General features: G+C 54.7%; 16 protein-coding genes. 12 read left to right on the top strand and 4 right to left on the bottom strand.

The genetic code is table 11. From position 1 onward, the window contains the following. Positions 1 to 38: 38 nt before the first annotated feature. The 10 genes from LL947_RS10765 to LL947_RS10720 all read left to right on the top strand — a co-directional run bounded on the left by LL947_RS10765 (position 39) and on the right by LL947_RS10720 (position 13,005). Positions 39 to 989, top strand: coding sequence for a toprim domain-containing protein (locus LL947_RS10765; RefSeq protein WP_499833184.1), 951 nt, complete (start codon positions 39 to 41; stop codon positions 987 to 989). Next, positions 965 to 2,968 (top strand): DUF927 domain-containing protein, encoded by a 2,004-nt coding sequence (locus LL947_RS10760; RefSeq protein ID WP_499833183.1) that lies wholly within the window; start codon positions 965 to 967, stop codon positions 2,966 to 2,968. The genes LL947_RS10765 and LL947_RS10760 overlap by 25 nt, the downstream gene beginning before the upstream one ends. Further along, positions 2,965 to 3,684: a hypothetical protein gene (locus LL947_RS10755; protein ID WP_499833182.1), complete on the top strand. Its 720-nt coding sequence runs from the start codon at positions 2,965 to 2,967 to the stop codon at positions 3,682 to 3,684. Before LL947_RS10760 ends, LL947_RS10755 begins: the two co-directional genes overlap by 4 nt. After that, a complete protein-coding gene (locus LL947_RS10750) occupies positions 3,674 to 3,931 on the top strand; it encodes a hypothetical protein (protein WP_499833181.1) in 258 nt (85 codons plus the stop codon). The genes LL947_RS10755 and LL947_RS10750 overlap by 11 nt, the downstream gene beginning before the upstream one ends. A gap of 177 nt (positions 3,932 to 4,108) precedes the next feature. After that, a complete protein-coding gene (locus tag LL947_RS10745) occupies positions 4,109 to 6,085 on the top strand; it encodes a type I restriction-modification system subunit M (protein ID WP_499833180.1) in 1,977 nt (658 codons plus the stop codon). Continuing rightward, entirely contained in the window at positions 6,082 to 7,395 is a 1,314-nt protein-coding gene (locus tag LL947_RS10740; RefSeq protein ID WP_499833179.1) for a restriction endonuclease subunit S, read from the top strand. The genes LL947_RS10745 and LL947_RS10740 overlap by 4 nt, the downstream gene beginning before the upstream one ends. Continuing rightward, on the top strand, positions 7,392 to 8,330 hold the full coding sequence (locus LL947_RS10735) for a GIY-YIG nuclease family protein (protein ID WP_499833178.1): 939 nt from the start codon (positions 7,392 to 7,394) through the stop codon (positions 8,328 to 8,330). Before LL947_RS10740 ends, LL947_RS10735 begins: the two co-directional genes overlap by 4 nt. A 15-nt stretch (positions 8,331 to 8,345) precedes the next feature. Then, the gene (locus LL947_RS10730) at positions 8,346 to 9,509 is read left to right on the top strand and encodes an HNH endonuclease (protein ID WP_499833177.1); all 1,164 of its coding nucleotides are present in this window, start codon (positions 8,346 to 8,348) and stop codon (positions 9,507 to 9,509) included. 15 nt (positions 9,510 to 9,524) lie between these two features. Further along, complete coding sequence (locus LL947_RS10725) at positions 9,525 to 12,731, top strand: type I restriction endonuclease subunit R (protein ID WP_499833176.1); 3,207 nt, start codon at positions 9,525 to 9,527, stop codon at positions 12,729 to 12,731. A gap of 13 nt (positions 12,732 to 12,744) precedes the next feature. Beyond that, positions 12,745 to 13,005: a hypothetical protein gene (locus tag LL947_RS10720; protein WP_499833175.1), complete on the top strand. Its 261-nt coding sequence runs from the start codon at positions 12,745 to 12,747 to the stop codon at positions 13,003 to 13,005. Between the two features lie 153 nt (positions 13,006 to 13,158). Here LL947_RS10720 and LL947_RS10715 read toward each other — a convergent pair whose 3' ends face one another. Then, positions 13,159 to 13,683, bottom strand: coding sequence for a porin family protein (locus LL947_RS10715; protein WP_404415622.1), 525 nt, complete (start codon positions 13,681 to 13,683; stop codon positions 13,159 to 13,161). Positions 13,684 to 13,973: 290 nt separating this feature from the next. On the opposite strand from LL947_RS10715, the gene LL947_RS10710 reads away from it, so the two are divergent. Continuing rightward, positions 13,974 to 14,549: a hypothetical protein gene (locus tag LL947_RS10710; RefSeq protein ID WP_499833174.1), complete on the top strand. Its 576-nt coding sequence runs from the start codon at positions 13,974 to 13,976 to the stop codon at positions 14,547 to 14,549. Positions 14,550 to 14,766: 217 nt separating this feature from the next. On the opposite strand, the gene LL947_RS10705 is transcribed toward LL947_RS10710, so the two are convergent. After that, entirely contained in the window at positions 14,767 to 15,192 is a 426-nt protein-coding gene (locus LL947_RS10705; RefSeq protein ID WP_499833173.1) for a hypothetical protein, read from the bottom strand. A 508-nt stretch (positions 15,193 to 15,700) separates the two neighbouring features. After that, positions 15,701 to 15,877, bottom strand: a complete 177-nt coding sequence (locus LL947_RS10700; protein ID WP_290821855.1) for a hypothetical protein — start codon at positions 15,875 to 15,877, stop codon at positions 15,701 to 15,703. A gap of 110 nt (positions 15,878 to 15,987) precedes the next feature. Between LL947_RS10700 and LL947_RS10695 the strand changes: the two genes are divergently transcribed. Next, positions 15,988 to 16,464, top strand: coding sequence for a nucleoside deaminase (locus LL947_RS10695; RefSeq protein ID WP_290821857.1), 477 nt, complete (start codon positions 15,988 to 15,990; stop codon positions 16,462 to 16,464). Between the two features lie 45 nt (positions 16,465 to 16,509). Here the strand turns inward: LL947_RS10695 and LL947_RS10690 are convergent, their stop codons facing one another. Beyond that, a complete protein-coding gene (locus LL947_RS10690; RefSeq protein WP_499833172.1) occupies positions 16,510 to 16,893 on the bottom strand; it encodes a septal ring lytic transglycosylase RlpA family protein in 384 nt (127 codons plus the stop codon). Between the last annotated feature and the right edge of the window lie 214 nt (positions 16,894 to 17,107).

Raw genomic sequence — 17,107 nt, 5'->3', positions numbered from 1 at the left:
GGACAAAGTGAACGCGGTAGACGCAAGGAGGGCGAGGCATGACACCCGAAACGCAAAAGGCCCGGCCCCCCGTCAGGGGCCGGACCCAACCTGAAGCGCCAGCCAAAGCGCCTCCCAAGTATAGCAGCATCGAGGCGGCGCTGGCCGAAGCCCTGGCCGCCTACGGTATCACCGGCCTGGCCATTCGTGGTGATGGCCGCATCCACCGTTTTGATAGTACCGACAAGCCCAAGGGCAACCGCAACGGCTGGTACGTTTGTCCCTCGCTGGACGTGGCTGTTTATGGCTTCTGGCATACCGGCGAACAGCACACTCTGAGCACTAGCGGGGAAACCAATCCCGCCGCCGCTGCTGAGGCCCGCCTGGCAGCACAGCGGGCAAGGGAGCAACGCGAGGCAGAGCGCCGCGCCCAATACGTCAAGACAGCTGAGCAGGCCCGACGCTGGTGGGCCATGGCTGGCCCTGCCGACCCATCACACCGCTACCTGCAACGGAAGTACCTGGCACCGCGTGGGCTACGCCAGCGGGATTCTATGCTGCTGGTTCCCCTCTACTATGACGGTGAACTGGTTAATTTGGAGCGCGTTTATCCGGACGGTGCCAAGAAGGTACTTTTTGGTGGACGCACTAAAGGCGTGGCCAGCCTGGTAGGAACCCTTACTGGCGCTGACCGTGTACTGGTGGCTGAAGGCTGGGCAACCGCCGTTGCCCTTCATGAGGCTATGGGCGTTCCGGTTATCGTCGCTCGCAATGCTAACAACCTGGAGCCGGTATCCCGCCGCCTACGCCGGCGCCTACCTGATAACGTGGATATCACCATCGCCGCCGATGATGACCGCTTCACCGAAGGCAATCCCGGTGCCACCAAGGCCCGGCTGGCTGCCCTCACTATCGGGAGCAAGGTGCTGATGCCTATCTTCTGCCCTGGCTGCAACGGCTGTACTGATTTTGCGGATGTAGCGGTATGCCGCAAGGAGCGTGGTCAATGAACTGGAAACCCAACGATAACGGCAACCTATTTGAGCTGGACGACCAGAGCACGACAGCCGCCACCCAGGGTCACCTTTATACCTTTCCAGCGGGAACAACGGTAACAACGGGAATAGCCACTAATGAGGGAAGCAAAAACAGAGCCTTATCAAAAAAAACTGACATCGTTCCTACTGGGAACACGGCGGGAACACCGGGAACAAACGCACCATTGGGAGAAGAGACCGATCCGCAAGATGGCGAGCCGCTGACCCCTGATATAAAACGTCCCTGCATCGCCAACCATAACGCGCCCTTTAAGGTAGGCAAAAAGGTAAAGCCTGCTGGGCTTTGGTGGCATGGAACTAAGCAGCACAACGGGGAGTTGGTGAACGATGATGTTCGGATTGCCGACCCCATCGAAGTAACAGCGATCAGCCGAGACGAACACGGCGGTAACTTTGGCCGTCAGTTGCGGTTTAGAAACAGTGAGGGTCGCTGGTGTGAGCGTGTGCTACCTATGCGCCTGCTCAGTGAATGCGGTGCCGAGCTTCGCCGGGAGTTGCTGGACATGGGCCACACCCACAGCCTGAAGCACCGCGCCAAGCTAGCTGACTTCATCATGGAGAGCCACCCCAAAGACCGTATTGTCGCCGCCACCACGACAGGCTGGCACGACAACGCAAGTGCCTTTGTACTGCCAAACCGGACGCTGGGGAATCAGGATTACAGCTTCAGCGCCGAGGCTATGCGTTCCACTTACTTTGAGGCCAGAGGAAGCCTTGAGGGCTGGCGCGATAAAGTAGCAAGCAACGCCAAAAGTAACCCGATATTGATACTGTGCGTGTGCGTAGCTCTGGCGGGGCCGTTGATATGGCCCGGCAAGCAGCAAGCAGCGGGAGGGCTGGGTTTTAACCTCCGTGGCGGATCCAGTAAAGGCAAAACGACGGGGCTGCAAATGGCGGCTAGTGTATGGGGAAGCCCACAGTTCTTACGCCCATGGGCCGCGACCGGGAATGGTGTGGAAGCCTTAGCCGCGTCTCAGAATGACACCTGCATGGTGCTAGACGAGTTGAGCCAAGCGAACCCGCGCGAAGCAGGCAGCATGGTTTACATGGTGGCGAACGGTGTTGGCAAGCAGCGAGCCGCGCGAACTGGCGGAATACGTGAAGCACAGCACTGGCGTTTAATGCTGCTGTCCAGCGGGGAACGAAGCCTGGCATCTCACATGAGCGAAGCAGGCAGAACCGCCAAGGCGGGGCAGGATGCCCGGCTGCTGGACATCCCTGCCACTGGTCGTCTATACGGTGCCTTTGATGATACTCAGGGCATAAACCCTAGTGACTTTGCCAATGCCATCAAAAGTGCCACGGCAGAGCATTACGGCCATGCAGGGACTGCCTTTATAAACCACTTACTGAAACAGGACGACCTGCCAGCGCTGTATCACGAAACCATGCAAGATCCGGCCTTCAGTGGAACACAGGACGGAGTTTCCAGTCGTGCCGCTGGCGCGTTTGGCTTACTGGCTATGGCAGGTGAATTAGCCACAGAGGCAGGCATTACAGGCTGGCAGCCGGGTCACTCACTTGACGCTATCGCCACCTGCTTTGCGCTATGGCAGAGCGAACGCGGCAGTCTACCCCCTGAAGACATGGCGATCCTGGAAGGCGTTAGGAGCTTTATTGAGCGCCATGGGGATAGTCGTTTCAGCGAGCTAACACCTTCGAGGCCCGACTACTTACCAGCCCAACATACTCCTACCGTTCACCAGCGAGCGGGGTACTGGTCGGATATAGGAGACGACCGAGTTTTCTACTTCCAGAAAGCCGAGCTTGAGGAAGCCGCCAGAGGCTTTGATGCCAAGACCATTGCGGCTGTTCTGGATAAGGCCAACTGGCTTTATGAGAAAGAAGCCAAGCGCTTGGCCGTGAATAAGCGAGTAAACGGCACAGTCAAACGTTTATACGCGGTGCTACCCAAGGAGGCTGACCAATGAGCTTGCGTGATGTACTCCAACAGCGTCGGTTAAGAGCAAGTGTTCCCGCTGTTCCCGCAGCGCCCCCACCAACGGGAACAGAAAAAAACCATTTAAAACAATGGTGTTCCCAGCGTTCCCGCTGTTCCCGCTCGGATGTGATAGGAGCGAAACAAAAAACCGTCAGCAATAACACCCCGCTGGCCACCGCTGATGAAGTGGAAACCATGCTGGCCAACCTGCGAGCCGTTGGTCGTGACCTTGGGGAGGTGGAAGCGCTCGCCCATGCTGCCTTGCTCAAGCTGACCCGAGCCGCTGCTGCTGAACTGGTGGCTGTGCTGGATGACTTGCATGAAACTGCCCCTGGTGCGGACGTGGCAAGGAGCCAATGCCAGCGGGTATTGAACGATCCCCGAGCGCTGGAAGCCGCCAAGGCTTTATGGCCTGACCTGGCGACACTGCCAGTAGAGCAACCGGATACCCCGGCACTTGTCATTGAGCACCCGGCTACCTGGTACGACTTCATCAAACAGCAATGCCCACTGACCCGGGAGGATGAACTGTACTTGCTTCGCTGCTTGAGCAGTCTAGCCACTGGTGACGCCATGCAAGCCGCAAGGCGTTACGTCTCTGCCTGGCACCAAGCCGCCGATGCAGAGCCCACACCACACCGCAAAGACAATGCAGGCCGCCGCGCCGCCAACCGGAGCTTATGGGAGAACCAGCATGCAAAGTGAAGCAGCGATCGAGGCGAAGCGCCTGGCGGCCAGCCTGCGCAGTATCGACGCCGACTTAGCAAAGAGCGCCAAGGGAGTATCGCTGGCGCTCGCAGGCCACCCCAGCCACAAGGCGCTAATGGGCGCGGCTGCCAGACTGGAAGTGATCGAAGGGCAGTTACCACCGGGCATGCTCGCGTCACTGGTGCGCTTTCGCCTGGTGCATTTGAAAGGGCTGGTGAACGCCCTGCTTGAGACGTATCAATGATCCTCCATTTTGTTTTGAAATAGCACGCATCCACATGCACGACACGCCTCGGCACTCTCCGGGGCGTTTTAATTTTCAGCTAATCAGAACGTCACTTTTCGTCCACTGATCAAGCGCGCCAGACTGTGTATGATAGTCCTATCTATCATTCATTGTTCTTAGACGTGGAGATGCACCGTGAACACGGAAAGTCACTCTCAGCTGGCGGCCTTTATCTGGTCGGTCGCTGATCTTTTGCGCGGCGATTTCAAACAGTCCCAGTATGGCCGCATCATCCTGCCGTTTACCCTGCTGCGTCGTCTGGAATGTGTACTGGCCCCCACCAAGGCCGAGGTGCTGGCCGCTGCCGACATCCATCAGCATAAGCCGGAAGCCGTGCGCGAAAAGCTGTTGCTGCGCGCAGCGGATCAGCCGTTTTTCAATGCCTCACCGCTGGCGCTGGGGTCGCTGTCCGACACCCAGACCAGCGATGACCTGATGAGCTATGTGCAGTCGTTCAGCCACAGCGCCCGGGAGATCTTCGAGCACTTCGAATTCGAGAGCTTTGTTCAGCAGCTCAGCGCCAATAACCTGCTTTATAAGGTGGTGCAGCAGTTCGCGGCGATTGATCTGAGCCCTGCGCGGGTCAGTAACCACGGCATGGGCGGCATTTTCGAAGAGCTGATTCGCAAGTTTGCTGAAAGCTCCAACGAAACGGCCGGGGAACACTTCACGCCCCGCGATATCGTCCACCTGACCACCTCACTGGTGCTGACCGGCCAGGAAGAAAAGCTCACGCCCAACAGCATCGTCACCGTTTATGACCCGACAGCGGGCACCGGCGGGTTTCTTTCCGAGAGCGACGACTATATTCAGCAAGTCAGTCAAAGCGTGACCGTCTCGCTTCACGGCCAAGAGCTTAACCCGGAATCCTACGCCATCTGCAAAGGCGATATGCTGGTCAAGGGCCAGGAAGTCGAGCAGATCAAGTTGGGCAATACGCTCTCTGACGACCAGCTAGCGGGCGAGCGCTTTGATTACATGCTCTCCAATCCGCCGTTCGGGGTGGAGTGGAAAAAGGTCCAGAAGCAGGTCACCGATGAGCATAAACAGCGCGGCTACGATGGCCGTTTTGGCCCTGGCCTGCCGCGCGTATCTGATGGTTCGCTGCTGTTTCTGATGCACCTGGTGGCCAAGATGCGTGCTCGCCAGGATGGCGGCTCGCGGATCGGCATTATCCTTAACGGCTCGCCACTGTTTACTGGCGGGGCGGGCAGTGGCGAATCCGAGATCCGCCGCTACCTGCTGCAGCATGATCTGGTCGATGCCATTATCGGCCTGCCCACCGATATGTTCTACAACACCGGCATTGCCACCTATGTGTGGGTGCTCTCCAACGACAAGCCCGCCGAGCGCAAGGGCAAGGTGCAGCTGATCAACGCCACCGACCGGGCTAGCAAGATGCGCAAATCGCTGGGCAGCAAGCGCCAATACATCACCGACCGCGACATTGACGATATCGTCCGCCTGTATGGCGCCTATGAAGAAACCGATGAAAGCAAGCTCTTCCCGGTGGAAGCCTTTGGCTACCGGCGTATCACCGTCGAACGGCCCTTGCGCCTCAACTTTGCAGCCAGCGCCGAACGCCTGGCTCGGCTGAATGACGAGAAGCCTATTCAGAAGCTGGCGGACGCTGAGCAAGCCGCACTTAAAGCCGCCTGTGAAAGCCTGGGTGAGCAGCGCTATACCAACCGCGATACCTTTACCAAGGCGCTGAAAAACGCACTCAAGGCCGAAGGGCTGAAGGTCGGCGCGCCAGTGCAGAAGGCGATTCTCAATGCGCTATCCGAGCGTGACCCCGACGCGGATGTTTGCCTCGACAAACACGGCAACCCTGAGCCTGACACCAGCCTGCGCGATAACGAGAACGTGCCCTATGGTGAATCGGTCTACGCCTACTTTGATCGGGAAGTGAAGCCCCACGTACCCGATGCCTGGATAGACGAGAACAAGCGCGACGAGCTGGATGGCCGCATCGGCATTGTCGGCTTCGAGATTCCTTTCAATCGCCATTTCTACCAGTTCACGCCCCCGCGCCCGCTGGAGGAAATCGACGCCGACCTCAAAGCCTGCACCGATAAGATCAAGCAGATGATTGAGGAGCTATCGGCATGAGCTATCCCGCCTATCCCGAGTACAAGGACTCCGGCGTTGAATGGCTGGGGGAAGTACCAGTGCATTGGGAAGTTAAACGGCTGAAGCATCTTCTGATACAAATAACTGACCGAGCAAATCGGCGGTCTAATCCAATTGCGTTGGAGAATATTGAGAGTTGGTCAGGGTGTTATATCGAGACAGAATCCGATTTTTCTGGTGAAGGAATTGCTTTTCAAGCGGGGGATCTTTTGTTCGGTAAGTTGCGTCCGTACTTGGCCAAAGTCTACCTTTCTAAATTACCAGGAGAGGCATTAGGTGATTTTCACGTAATTCGCCCAAGTGCCAAACTGGTGCCCGAGTTCGCATTCCATCAGCTATTGCAAAGCCAATTTATTTCGGTAGTTGATGGAGCAACTCACGGAGCAAAAATGCCACGTGTAGGGTGGGAAGTGATGGGCAACATGCCGTTTATTAATCCACCAACCACTGAACAGAAGGCCATCGCCACCTTCCTCGACCACGAAACCGCCCGCATCGACGCCTTGGTGGAAGAGCAGCAGCGCCTGATCGCGTTGCTCAAGGAAAAGCGCCAGGCGGTGATTTCGCATGCTGTGACCAAAGGGCTCGATCCCGATGTGCCGATGAAAGACTCCGGGGTAGAGTGGCTGGGGGAAGTGCCGGCGCATTGGGATATTCTTCGCATTGGCACGGTATATGTCGAGGCTGCCGAAAAAGGGTTGCCTGAACTGCCTGTACTTCGTGTTTCGATTCATCATGGGGTTTCTGATAGGGAGCTCAATGAGGAAGAGTCTGATCGGAAGGTCACTCGGATAGAGGATCGGGAGAAATATAAAAGGGTCCGTCATGGCGACCTGGTTTATAACATGATGCGGGCCTGGCAAGGTGGATTTGGTGCTGTATTGGTAGATGGATTGGTAAGCCCTGCCTATGTAGTGGCACGTCCAAAGCTCGACGACGTGTCAGAGTTTATCGAGCAACTCTTGAGAACTGCTAATGCTGTAGAAGAAATGCGAAGTCGTTCATATGGGATTACTGATTTCCGTCTTAGGCTTTATTGGGAAAATTTCAAAAACATAAAAATTGCGCTTCCTCCAAGAGAGGAGCGGCAAGAAATTATAAACTGGCTGCAGAAAATTATTATTAAATCCAGAGCCCTGGAAAGTGAAGCAGGTAAGAACATCGGCTTTCTTGAGGAACGCCGCTCAGCCCTGATTTCCGCCGCCGTTACCGGCAAGATCGATGTGCGTGGCTGGCAGCCGTCAGAAAGCTCAACGACTCAAGAGTCGAGTCAGCAGGAGGCAGTATGACGCAAGGGCGCAGCATTCGGCTTTTTCTGGTAGACGGCACGCCGAACGGCTTACTAACTGCCGAGATCATGAACTGGACAGGGCATGTGCTAACTGGCCCGCGCACCAAGCTGACCGAACTGGTGCAGCGCCCCGAGTGCGGCCGCACCGGCATCTACTTTCTGGTCGGCCCTGACCTGGAAGGCAGCCCACGCCCGCAGGTGTATATCGGCGAGAGCGATGACGTGGGCACTCGCCTGAAACAGCACAATCGGCCAGAAGACAAAGGCGGGAAGGACTTCTGGGAAAAGGTCTGCCTGGTGACCAGCAAGGATCAGAACCTCACCAAAGCCCATGTGAAATACCTTGAAAGCCTGCTGATCCAGTCAGCAGGCGAGCTTGGCCGCTGCAAGCTGGTGAATGGCACCGCCCACGACTACATCAACCTGCCTGAATCCGACCGCGCCGATATGGCGTTTTTTGTCGAGCAGATCCGCACCGTGCTGCCGGTGCTGGGCTTGGACTTCCTTCGTCAACGTCAAAGCCCGCTGACGCAAAGCAAGGAACAGCCTGCGCTACAAGCGCACACCACCAATTTTGAGTTGAACATACCTAAGTACAAAATCGCTGCCTGGGCACAAGAAGTGGATGGTGAATTTGTCGTGCTAGCAGGCAGCAAAGCCCGCGAGCGCTGGGCTAGCAGCACTGACTACGCCAGTTATAAGCCCCTTTACCAACAACTGACAGAAGAAGGTGTGCTGGTAGCAGATGAAGCGGGAGACGTGAGCTTCACTCGTGATCATGCTTTTTCAAGCCCCAGTGCCGCTGCTGCGGTGGTGTCTGGTCGTCCAGCGAATGGTCGCACCGCTTGGGTAGAGAAAATTAGCCGAAAGACTTACGGTGAATGGCAAGACCAGCAGGTTAATGCGGTGGCGGAGACGGCCCCGGAGCAATAGTGTTGAGGTGCAGGCATGTCGAATAAAAATAAGAGACAAAAAAGAAAAGTTGGTATGCGGAGGTCATGGTCATGGGATGCCTGGCAAAGAATTGAAGCCCATCAGCATAAAATTGGTGCTAAAGCGCGGGACAAAAAAATAGCTAGGCAGTTAGAAACTGTTCGAGATGATGGGTGGGATGCTTATGACTCAGCTGTAGAGGCTGAAGGAGAGCTTAACCTAGAGCGACCTGAGCCTGACGTTTCAGAAAATTACCTGTGGGTTTATGAACCTGGTGATCTTGATGAAATGTCGGTCGATGAGGTTATTGAAGTATGGGAGAACAGGGAGCATTTTTGTGGATCTAAAGAAGCTGCAGCGGAAGCTCTTGCAATTATCGAGGCTGCATCTGGAGTAGTAGATAGCTATCACGGATGGCAAGATTATATAAATAGAGCTGAGATTGCTGAGTTGAATGCTCCGTTTTTGCCTGACGGATCAGAAGAAAGCTACGTTAAGATAGTTGATCGAAACGCTTTGACTATATTTCAGGTTTTAGAGTTAAGTAATGAAGAACTTGAATCAGCTTGGAAAAATAGGCCTACTAGTTTTTTTAGTATTGAGGCTGCTTGTCAAGCACTTGCTCTATTAAGACAAAAAGCTGGTGTGGTTAACTCTAGCGCATGGCAAGCACTAATCAATCACGATGAAATAGAAAAATTAAAAGATGATCTTCCTTACGTAGGCTCTGCTTCCAGCCTTGATAATAGTAAATTTGATAAAAAGTCGTTAGAGTCTATTGCCTTAGATGAAAAAAAGCGCCGAAAAAGCGTTTCTGTTGTTCGGGAGGGACAGCAAGATTTTCGACAACAAGTGCTTAACAACTACTATGGCAGTTGTTGCATTTCAGGTAGTCGAATAAGAACAGTTCTGGAAGCAGCTCACATAAACCCCTATACGGGACATCATTCGAATAGGTTAGATAACGGTTTGTGCCTGCGTGTTGATATACATAGACTTTTTGATAACTTCCTGCTTTCTATTGACCCTGAAAAACGAGAGGTAAAAATAAGTCAAAAAATTAAAAATGATTCTGAGTATAGGCATCTGGATGGAAAACAGGTGATGAAGGGTAAAGTGTTGGCATCAGACTATTTTTTGAGCCAGCATTATAGGACTTTTTGTAAACGTGAAACATAAAAACCGGGGGGCAGTATGGCCGATAGCAAGGAAGCGCAGTTCCAGCAGGATATCATCGACGCCATGGCCGCCGGTGGTTGGCGGGTGGGCACGGCCAGCGGTTATGAACGCGCCACGGCGCTCTATACCGAAGATTTGCTCGGCTATGTGCAGGAGGCTTGGCCAGAGCGTTGGGACAAGTTCTGCAAGGCCAACCCGCAAGCGTCCGAGCAGGTGTTTGTGCAGAAGGTGGTGCGTGAGCTGGAGCGGGCGGGCACGCTGGATGTGCTGCGTCACGGCTTCAAGGTGCCGGGGGTGGCCTTTGATCTGTGCAGCTTCAAGCCTGACCATGCCATGAACCCGGACGCACTTGCCCGCTATCAGGCCAACCGCCTGCGGGTGGTGCCGGAAGTCTCCTACTCACCCCATGCCCGGGAGAAGGGCAAAGGCGGCGAAAGTTATAACCCGCGTCTGGATCTTGTGCTGTTCGTCAACGGTATTCCGACCGCCACCCTGGAGCTGAAAAGCGAGTTCAAGCAGTCGGTGGAAAACGCCAAGCGCCAGTACCGCAACGACCGCCCCCTGAAAGACCCGGTGACACGCAAGGTCGAGCCGCTGCTGGCGTTCAAGCGCGGCGCCCTGGTGCATTTTGCCGTCAGCCAGGCCGAGGTGGCAATGGCCACCCGGCTTGCGGGTAAGAACACCTTTTTTCTGCCCTTTAACCAGGGCACCCCAGGCGGTGGGGCCGGCAATCCGCCGCCGGAGGATGAGAACCACTACGCCACCGCCTACCTGTGGGAACGGGTATTCGCCCCGGATGCCTGGCTGAAGATACTCGGGCGCTTTCTGCATCTGGAGCAGACAACCAGTGAAGACTTCCACGGGCGGCGTAAAACCAAAGAGACCCTGATATTCCCGCGTTACCATCAGTGGGAAGTGGTCAACCAGTTGATTGATACCACTCAGGAAGAGGACGGCGGCCAGCGCTATCTCGTGCAACACAGCGCCGGTTCGGGAAAATCCAACTCCATCGCCTGGCTGGCGCATCAGCTCGCTAACCTCTACGACGAAAGCGGCCAGCACAAACGTTTCAATTCGGTGATTGTGGTCACCGACCGTACCGTGCTGGATACTCAGCTGCAGAATACCATCTACCAGTTTGAGCACGCCCACGGCGTGGTCTGCCCGATCACCCGCGAAGTAGGCAACCAGAGCAAGTCCGAACAGCTGGCCGAGGCGCTGGCGAGTAATACCCGTATTATCATCGTCACCATCCAGACTTTTCCGGCGCTGTTTGATGCGCTGGATAAAAGGCCTACGCTGGCCGAAGGGCGCTACGCGGTAATTGCCGACGAAGCCCATTCCTCGCAAACCGGCAGCTCCGCCACCAAGCTGAAAGCCCTGCTGGCCGCTGGCGGGGAGGCGGCTGACGATGATGAAGAGGTCAGCGCTGAGATGATGCTGGACGCCGCCGTTGCCTCACGCCGCCCCAACCAGCGCATCAACTATTACGCCTTTACCGCCACGCCCAAGGCGAAAACGCTGGAGCTGTTTGGCCGAGTGCCCGACCCCAGCCTGCCCGCCAGCGCTGATAACGCGCCGGAGCCGTTTCACCTCTACTCCATGCGCCAAGCCATTGAGGAAGGCTTCATTCTCGATGTGCTGCGAAACTACGTCACCTACAGCACTGCCTGGAAGCTGGCCCACAGTGAGGAAGACGACCCGGAGGTAGATGCCAAAAAGGCCGCACGCACCCTGGCCAAGTGGGTGCGTTTACACCCGTATAATATCGCCCAGCGGGTAGAGGTGATTGTTGAGCACTTTCGCGCCAATGTGCGCCATCTGCTGGATGGCCAGGCCAAGGCCATGGTGGTCACCGCCAGCCGCCAGGAAGCGGTGCGCTATCAATTGGCCATGCGCCAGTATGTGGAAGACAAGGGTTACCAGGACGTTCACCCCCTGGTGGCATTTTCCGGCAGCGTCCCGGCCGATGAGGTGATTCCCGAAGAAGTCACCGAAGCCAGCCAACTGCTAAACCCCGACGTGCGCGGGCGGGATCTGGCCAAGGCGCTGGATACTGACGACTTCAATGTGATGATCGCCGCCAACAAGTACCAGACCGGCTTTGACCAGCCCAAACTGTGCGCCATGTACGTGGATAAAAAGCTCCATGGCGTGGACTGCGTGCAGACCCTTTCACGGCTGAACCGCCTGTTTCCCGGCAAGCAGACCTTTATCCTCGATTTCTACAACGAAGCGCAGGAAATTCTGGACGCCTTCGCCCCGTATTACCGCAAAGCGGAGCTGGCGGATGTCTCCGATCCCCAGGTGGTGTTTGATCTCAAGCGCAACCTGGATGCCAGCGGCATCTATCACTGGTCTGAAGTCGAGGCCTTTGCGACGGCTTTCTTCGACCCCAAGGCGCCGGCCTCGCGGCTGAGTTACCACTGCCAGCCCGCCCAGGAACGCTTTAAAAAGCGTTACGAGGTCATCGTCGAACAGCAGAAAATCTGGAAAGACGCTCGCCGTCAGGCCGAGCAGCAAGGCGATGAAAAAGGCATCAAACGCGCCGAGCAGGAGCTGGAAGACGCCGGCAAGACCCGCGATGAGCTCGACCTGTTCCGCAAGAACCTGCAGAGCTTTGTGCGTACCTATGAATTCCTGAGCCAGATCATCGCCTTTGACGATACCGAGCTGGAGCAGCTGTGCGTCTACGCCAAGCACCTCTACCCCTTGCTGCGAATCGACCGACTGCTGGTAGATGATCCCATCGACGTCAGCGAGCTTGAGCTGGACAGCTACCGGCTGACCAAGCGCGCCGAACAGCGCCTGTCACTGGAAGAAGAGGACGGTGACTACGGCCTGCAACCGATTTCCGAGGTGGGCTCCGGCAAGCCCCATGACCCGGAAACCCAGCGCCTCAACGAGATCATCGAGCGTCTGAACGACCTCTACGGCGCCGATATCAGCGACGACGACAAGCTGCACTTCGCCAACGGCATTGCCGACCGCATCCAGCGCGATGAGGCCGTGATGGCCCAGGTCAATAATCACAGTGAAGACCAGATCATGCACGGCCTCTTCCCCAAGCGCGTGACTGATGCCGTGCTGGATGCTATCACCGACCACGAAAAGCTCAGCATGCCCCTGCTGGAAAACGAGGAAACCGGGCGGCAGTTTGCGCTGTTGATACTGAAATTGTTGGCGGGGAGAGGCGACAAAAGGACGGAAATCAAAAACTAGGGAACTGAACAAAATGAATAACTTAACGGCAGTATGGATGCCGCCTAACGAGCCATCCCCCGTTCAGGAAGTGTTGATGCTAGCCGTCAGCCCGGCTCATTCCCAAATGCTAATATCTCAACTGGAGAAGCTGGTGTGGGCAGCGTTAAAGCACTTAAGCGGTACACTGATGCAGTATCAGGCCCTGATCCTCGAGGCTAAAAAGCACGAGACTACAAGAAATGAACACTTTGTTTCAGATGGCTCAATGGCGCGCACGCGTCTACCGAAGTGAAGCTAGTTTCATTGCCATGATTTTCCTGATTTGCAGCCGATTGGGCCACCGGCTTGATCAGGGCAAGTTCACATAAAATGAGGTGGGCCCAAATTTAAAAAAAGCGCTGTTTCCAGCGCTTAAGTATTAAAAACAGAAGCTTAGCCAAGGAAATTAAAAGTGGTAATTGAGACCTAACCCAATAGCTGTAAACTCATAGTCTGTTTTGTCAAGGTAAGACATGTATTCAACATGCCCAGAAAGTGTAGGTGCAAATTTTGCCTGAAGACCTACGCCGTAAGAAAAATCTGTGTCGTCATCGCTATTAGAGAAGCCGGGAGCTGAAAAACTGGCTTCGCCACGTGAAAAGCCAGCAACTGCATATGCAGAAGCTACGTCACCTAGAGGTAGATGGCCTACTCCATAAATGCCAGCAATGGAATCAATCTCAACGTCTACCCCCAACGTTGAATCATCACCAATGCCAGTACCGAAGCGGCCTTCGATAGCAAAATTATCAACGACGAAATAACCTAAGCGACCGATGATAGCAGTAGGGTTAACATCATCTAACCCAGCTTCATCATAGGTAGTCATAGATAATTGACCTCCCACATACCCTTCACCTGCATCAGTTGCAAAAACAGGTGTAGACACCAAGGTAGCTGCGATTGCGGTAATCAAATACTTTAGCTTCATGTTAAAGTTGCCCTTAATTATCTGTGGTTTAAATGAAAAGGCAATTTTAAATGGTGATTGAGTAATTGGATGCAGTCTATATATTAGATAAAAGTAATAAATGTATTACAACAAAAGTGTAATAACGAATGTCGGGCACAGATAACAGCTTGGTTCGCCATCATTTTAGGTATCTCTCAAGTCTAACAGATGCAATTGGTGATTATTGAGCCACGCCAGGTAGGGACTTCGTCAATTTTTGCACAGTGCAGTAAACTAGATACATTGCAGCCATCCGTGAGGATCGCCATATGAGTAAATTCGATTGGGAAGCCATTCATTCTGATTACCGCACCGGTCAGCACAGCGTCCGGGCACTCGCCACAAAGCACGGTGTTACCGAAGGCGCGATTCGCAAACGTGCCCGCTCCGAAGGCTGGCAACGTGACTTGAGCCAGCACGTCAAATCCGCTACTAATGCCAAACTGGTACGCAGTGAAAGTACGCACAGTGATGCGTACCTTCCTGACGATGATCAGGCGCTGGTGGAAGCCGCTGCTGATACAAACATTCGCCTCATTAACGAGCACCGGCAGTCGATTAATCGCTGGAAAAGCCTAAGCAATACACTCGCCACCACCCTGGAACACGTGGAAGTGACAGAAGATAACGTCAACGAATTCGCCCGCACGCTTAACAGTGGTGTCGATGCCCTGGGCAAGCTGATCAGGATGGAACGTCAAGCCTTCAATCTGGATGCCAAAGGGGAATGCGGTGAAGAGCAAACCTTCGAGCAGCTTATGAAATCGGTAGCGCCACTAACAGACGACGAGCTGGACGAGCGCATCCTGATGTTATCGGCCAAGGTGAATGACCAGACCCCATGAGCACACTCAGGTTTCACTAAGGGTAAACACTGAGGAAAACGTCAATGGATCCGCACCCCGAGTTACGCAAGCGCTATCGCGCCTGGTGCCGCGCCAATGACGTGGCGGATGCTAAGCTCAGGGACTGGCCATTCGTGACCGGGTCTGAAAGGGGCAAGAGGGCAACCTTTCCCTATGACGCACCTGTGAGAGGATCCAGAGCGCTAGCCAGTAATCATTATTCATAGATGTTGTAGCCACCACCTGAGCGCGGGGTGACGGTGCCGGAATTTCCAGTGCCGTAGTCATACGTGTTGTAGCCACCACCTGCGCGTGGAGTGATGGTGCCGGAGTTTCCAGTGCCGTAGTCATACGTGTTGTAGCCACCACCTGCGCGTGGGGTGATGGTGCCAGAGTTTCCAGTGCCGTAGTCATACGTGTTGTAGCCACCACCTGCGCGTGGAGTGATGGTGCCGGAGTTTCCAGTGCCGTAGTCATACGTGTTGTAGCCACCACCTGCGCGTGGGGTGATGGTGCCGGAGTTTCCAGTGCCGTAGTCATACGTGTTGTAGCCACCACCTGCGCGCGGGGTGATGGTTGTCTGGGCGTAGACAGGCAGGGAAATGACGGTTGTCAGTAGCGCGATTCCGATGATTTTATGCATGAAAAAAATCTCATTTTAGCAGCAAGGCTGATTCTCTCAGTCCATCGTGGCATATGATAGGTAACTTAATAAGCTCAACTCATTCCAGCATAGACATAAACGCGCCGGGTTGCCGTAGGAGATTGCCTACGTAAAAGGTACTCCACCTCCTACACCGTATCCGAGGGGCCGCCGAGTCTCAGCCGCGCGCTATTTACGGCGGTTTCACTTCGCTTACGTTTCCTGTTTGCTGCTGGTGCTTAGCCAATGCCATCCCTGGCCCTTCGGGCGATCCGCACCGGGCAGGCAGAAAAGGGCGGTTGATACCGGGCAGGTAGCAGCGAGAAAAGGCGGCGACAGGCGTGGCATAATGTGGCACCGCGAGGTCGCCAAGCGCATCGTTAGATGTTGGTAGAGATGTTGGTAAAGAGTAAATGCTAGACGCAAAGCCATGAAAAAAAAGTTTTTGATTGGGACTCATAATCCCTTGGTCGTAGGTTCAAGTCCTACTGGGCCCACCATTTTTCAATTATTTATCCGCGTTTTCTTCCCTCCTCGCTGTATTTTTATGCCAAGTGTCAACCAAGTGTTTGCGCGTTAATCCATCGGCTACTGCATGGCGTTTGACGCTGCCTGCTTGTGCTTTGCATTGTTTGATTTCAATGACTTCCTGCAACGATGTGTACAGGTCATCAAAAACGCTCATGGGGCAACCTGGCTAATCTTTATTCTGGCGTCGCTTGCTGAATGCGCACCTTGTACGCGCTCATGTTCAGGCGCTATGGTGAGTTCAAACCCCTCATTATGGAGCCTGTCATGATTAGCCCCACAGACAAGATTCACCTACGCCGCTGTATTGAACTGGCTGAAGAAGCCCTGGCGGCTGGTGATGAGCCTTTTGGCAGTGTGCTGGTTAGTGCAAAAAATGAGGTGTTGGCGGAAGACCGCAACCGCATTGCGGACGGTGATTCGACCCGTCACCCAGAGTTTGCTCTGGCCCGTTGGGCAGCTGAGAATTTAACGCCAGATGAGCGCCAGGCTGCCTGTGTCTACACCTCGGGTGAGCATTGCCCAATGTGCGCAGCCGCGCATGGCTGGGTAGGCTTGGGGAGAATTGTCTATGTCAGCTCTTCAGAGCAGCTTGGTCGCTGGTTGGACGAATGGGGAGTGGCGCCTCCACCGGTGGCTACCTTGGCCATCCAACAGGTCGTGCCGAAGTTGCAGGTGGATGGCCCCTGGCTTGAAATGGAAAGCAAAATGCAGTCGCTACATTGGCGCTGTCACCATTCCTGAAGAGGCTGGCTGAGCATGGCCTGATGGGCAGATGATTGTGTATGGTCAATCTGTCTGAGTAATCAGCACGGGGGCAACGCCGCGATCCAGCATGCCAAGTTTCTGTGCGGCACGCTTGGAAAGATCAATGACGCGACCTTTTATGAAGGGCCCTCTGTCATTGATAACCACTTCCACTTCCTGGCCTGTATCGGTACGCACCACTTTGACTCGAGTGCCAAACGGCAGCGTTTTATGGGCTGCCGTCAGTTCCTGCTGGTTAAAGGTGTCGCCACTGGCGGTGGTTCTACCCTGAAAGTAGTCACTGTAATAAGAGGCAATGCCTTCCTCAATAACGCGGCTGTCGGTGTTCGCCTGCAGGCTACTGGAAGTACCTAACAGCACCACGATAAAACATAATCGTTGCATGACACGCTTGATACTTGGCATAAAATGACCTCATGATGTTGACTTGTCAGGTTGGCAAAAAAGCTGACTACTGAATATTAATTTTTTCTTATAATAGCTTTTGCACGGGTTTCAGGCAAGTTTATCCACTTTTATGCGCATTGTTAGGCTGAATAGCGAGTGAGTGGCGATATTTGCTGCGGCGCCTCTCGTCAACAGTGGTTGATGTACCAGACGTTTCTGGCGGATTTTCTCG

The sequence above is a fragment of the Halomonas sp. BLK-85 genome (assembly GCF_044792155.1).
In the GTDB taxonomy this organism is placed as follows: Bacteria; Pseudomonadota; Gammaproteobacteria; order Pseudomonadales; family Halomonadaceae; genus Vreelandella.
Note: the sequence above shows the minus strand (reverse complement) of the source record. Positions and strands in the feature narration are given on the sequence as shown.

Bases quoted from the DNA above. Each gene is read 5' to 3' on its own strand.
- LL947_RS10765 (WP_499833184.1), top strand. From the start codon at position 39: ATGACACCCGAAACGCAAAAGGCCCGGCCCCCCGTCAGGGGCCGGACC.
- LL947_RS10760 (WP_499833183.1), top strand. From the start codon at position 965: ATGCCGCAAGGAGCGTGGTCAATGAACTGGAAACCCAACGATAACGGC.
- LL947_RS10755 (WP_499833182.1), top strand. From the start codon at position 2,965: ATGAGCTTGCGTGATGTACTCCAACAGCGTCGGTTAAGAGCAAGTGTT.
- LL947_RS10750 (WP_499833181.1), top strand. From the start codon at position 3,674: ATGCAAAGTGAAGCAGCGATCGAGGCGAAGCGCCTGGCGGCCAGCCTG.
- LL947_RS10740 (WP_499833179.1), top strand. From the start codon at position 6,082: ATGAGCTATCCCGCCTATCCCGAGTACAAGGACTCCGGCGTTGAATGG.
- LL947_RS10735 (WP_499833178.1), top strand. From the start codon at position 7,392: ATGACGCAAGGGCGCAGCATTCGGCTTTTTCTGGTAGACGGCACGCCG.
- LL947_RS10730 (WP_499833177.1), top strand. From the start codon at position 8,346: ATGTCGAATAAAAATAAGAGACAAAAAAGAAAAGTTGGTATGCGGAGG.
- LL947_RS10725 (WP_499833176.1), top strand. From the start codon at position 9,525: ATGGCCGATAGCAAGGAAGCGCAGTTCCAGCAGGATATCATCGACGCC.
- LL947_RS10720 (WP_499833175.1), top strand. From the start codon at position 12,745: ATGAATAACTTAACGGCAGTATGGATGCCGCCTAACGAGCCATCCCCC.
- LL947_RS10715 (WP_404415622.1), bottom strand. From the start codon at position 13,683: ATGAAGCTAAAGTATTTGATTACCGCAATCGCAGCTACCTTGGTGTCT.
- LL947_RS10710 (WP_499833174.1), top strand. From the start codon at position 13,974: ATGAGTAAATTCGATTGGGAAGCCATTCATTCTGATTACCGCACCGGT.
- LL947_RS10705 (WP_499833173.1), bottom strand. From the start codon at position 15,192: ATGCATAAAATCATCGGAATCGCGCTACTGACAACCGTCATTTCCCTG.
- LL947_RS10700 (WP_290821855.1), bottom strand. From the start codon at position 15,877: ATGAGCGTTTTTGATGACCTGTACACATCGTTGCAGGAAGTCATTGAA.
- LL947_RS10695 (WP_290821857.1), top strand. From the start codon at position 15,988: ATGATTAGCCCCACAGACAAGATTCACCTACGCCGCTGTATTGAACTG.
- LL947_RS10690 (WP_499833172.1), bottom strand. From the start codon at position 16,893: ATGCCAAGTATCAAGCGTGTCATGCAACGATTATGTTTTATCGTGGTG.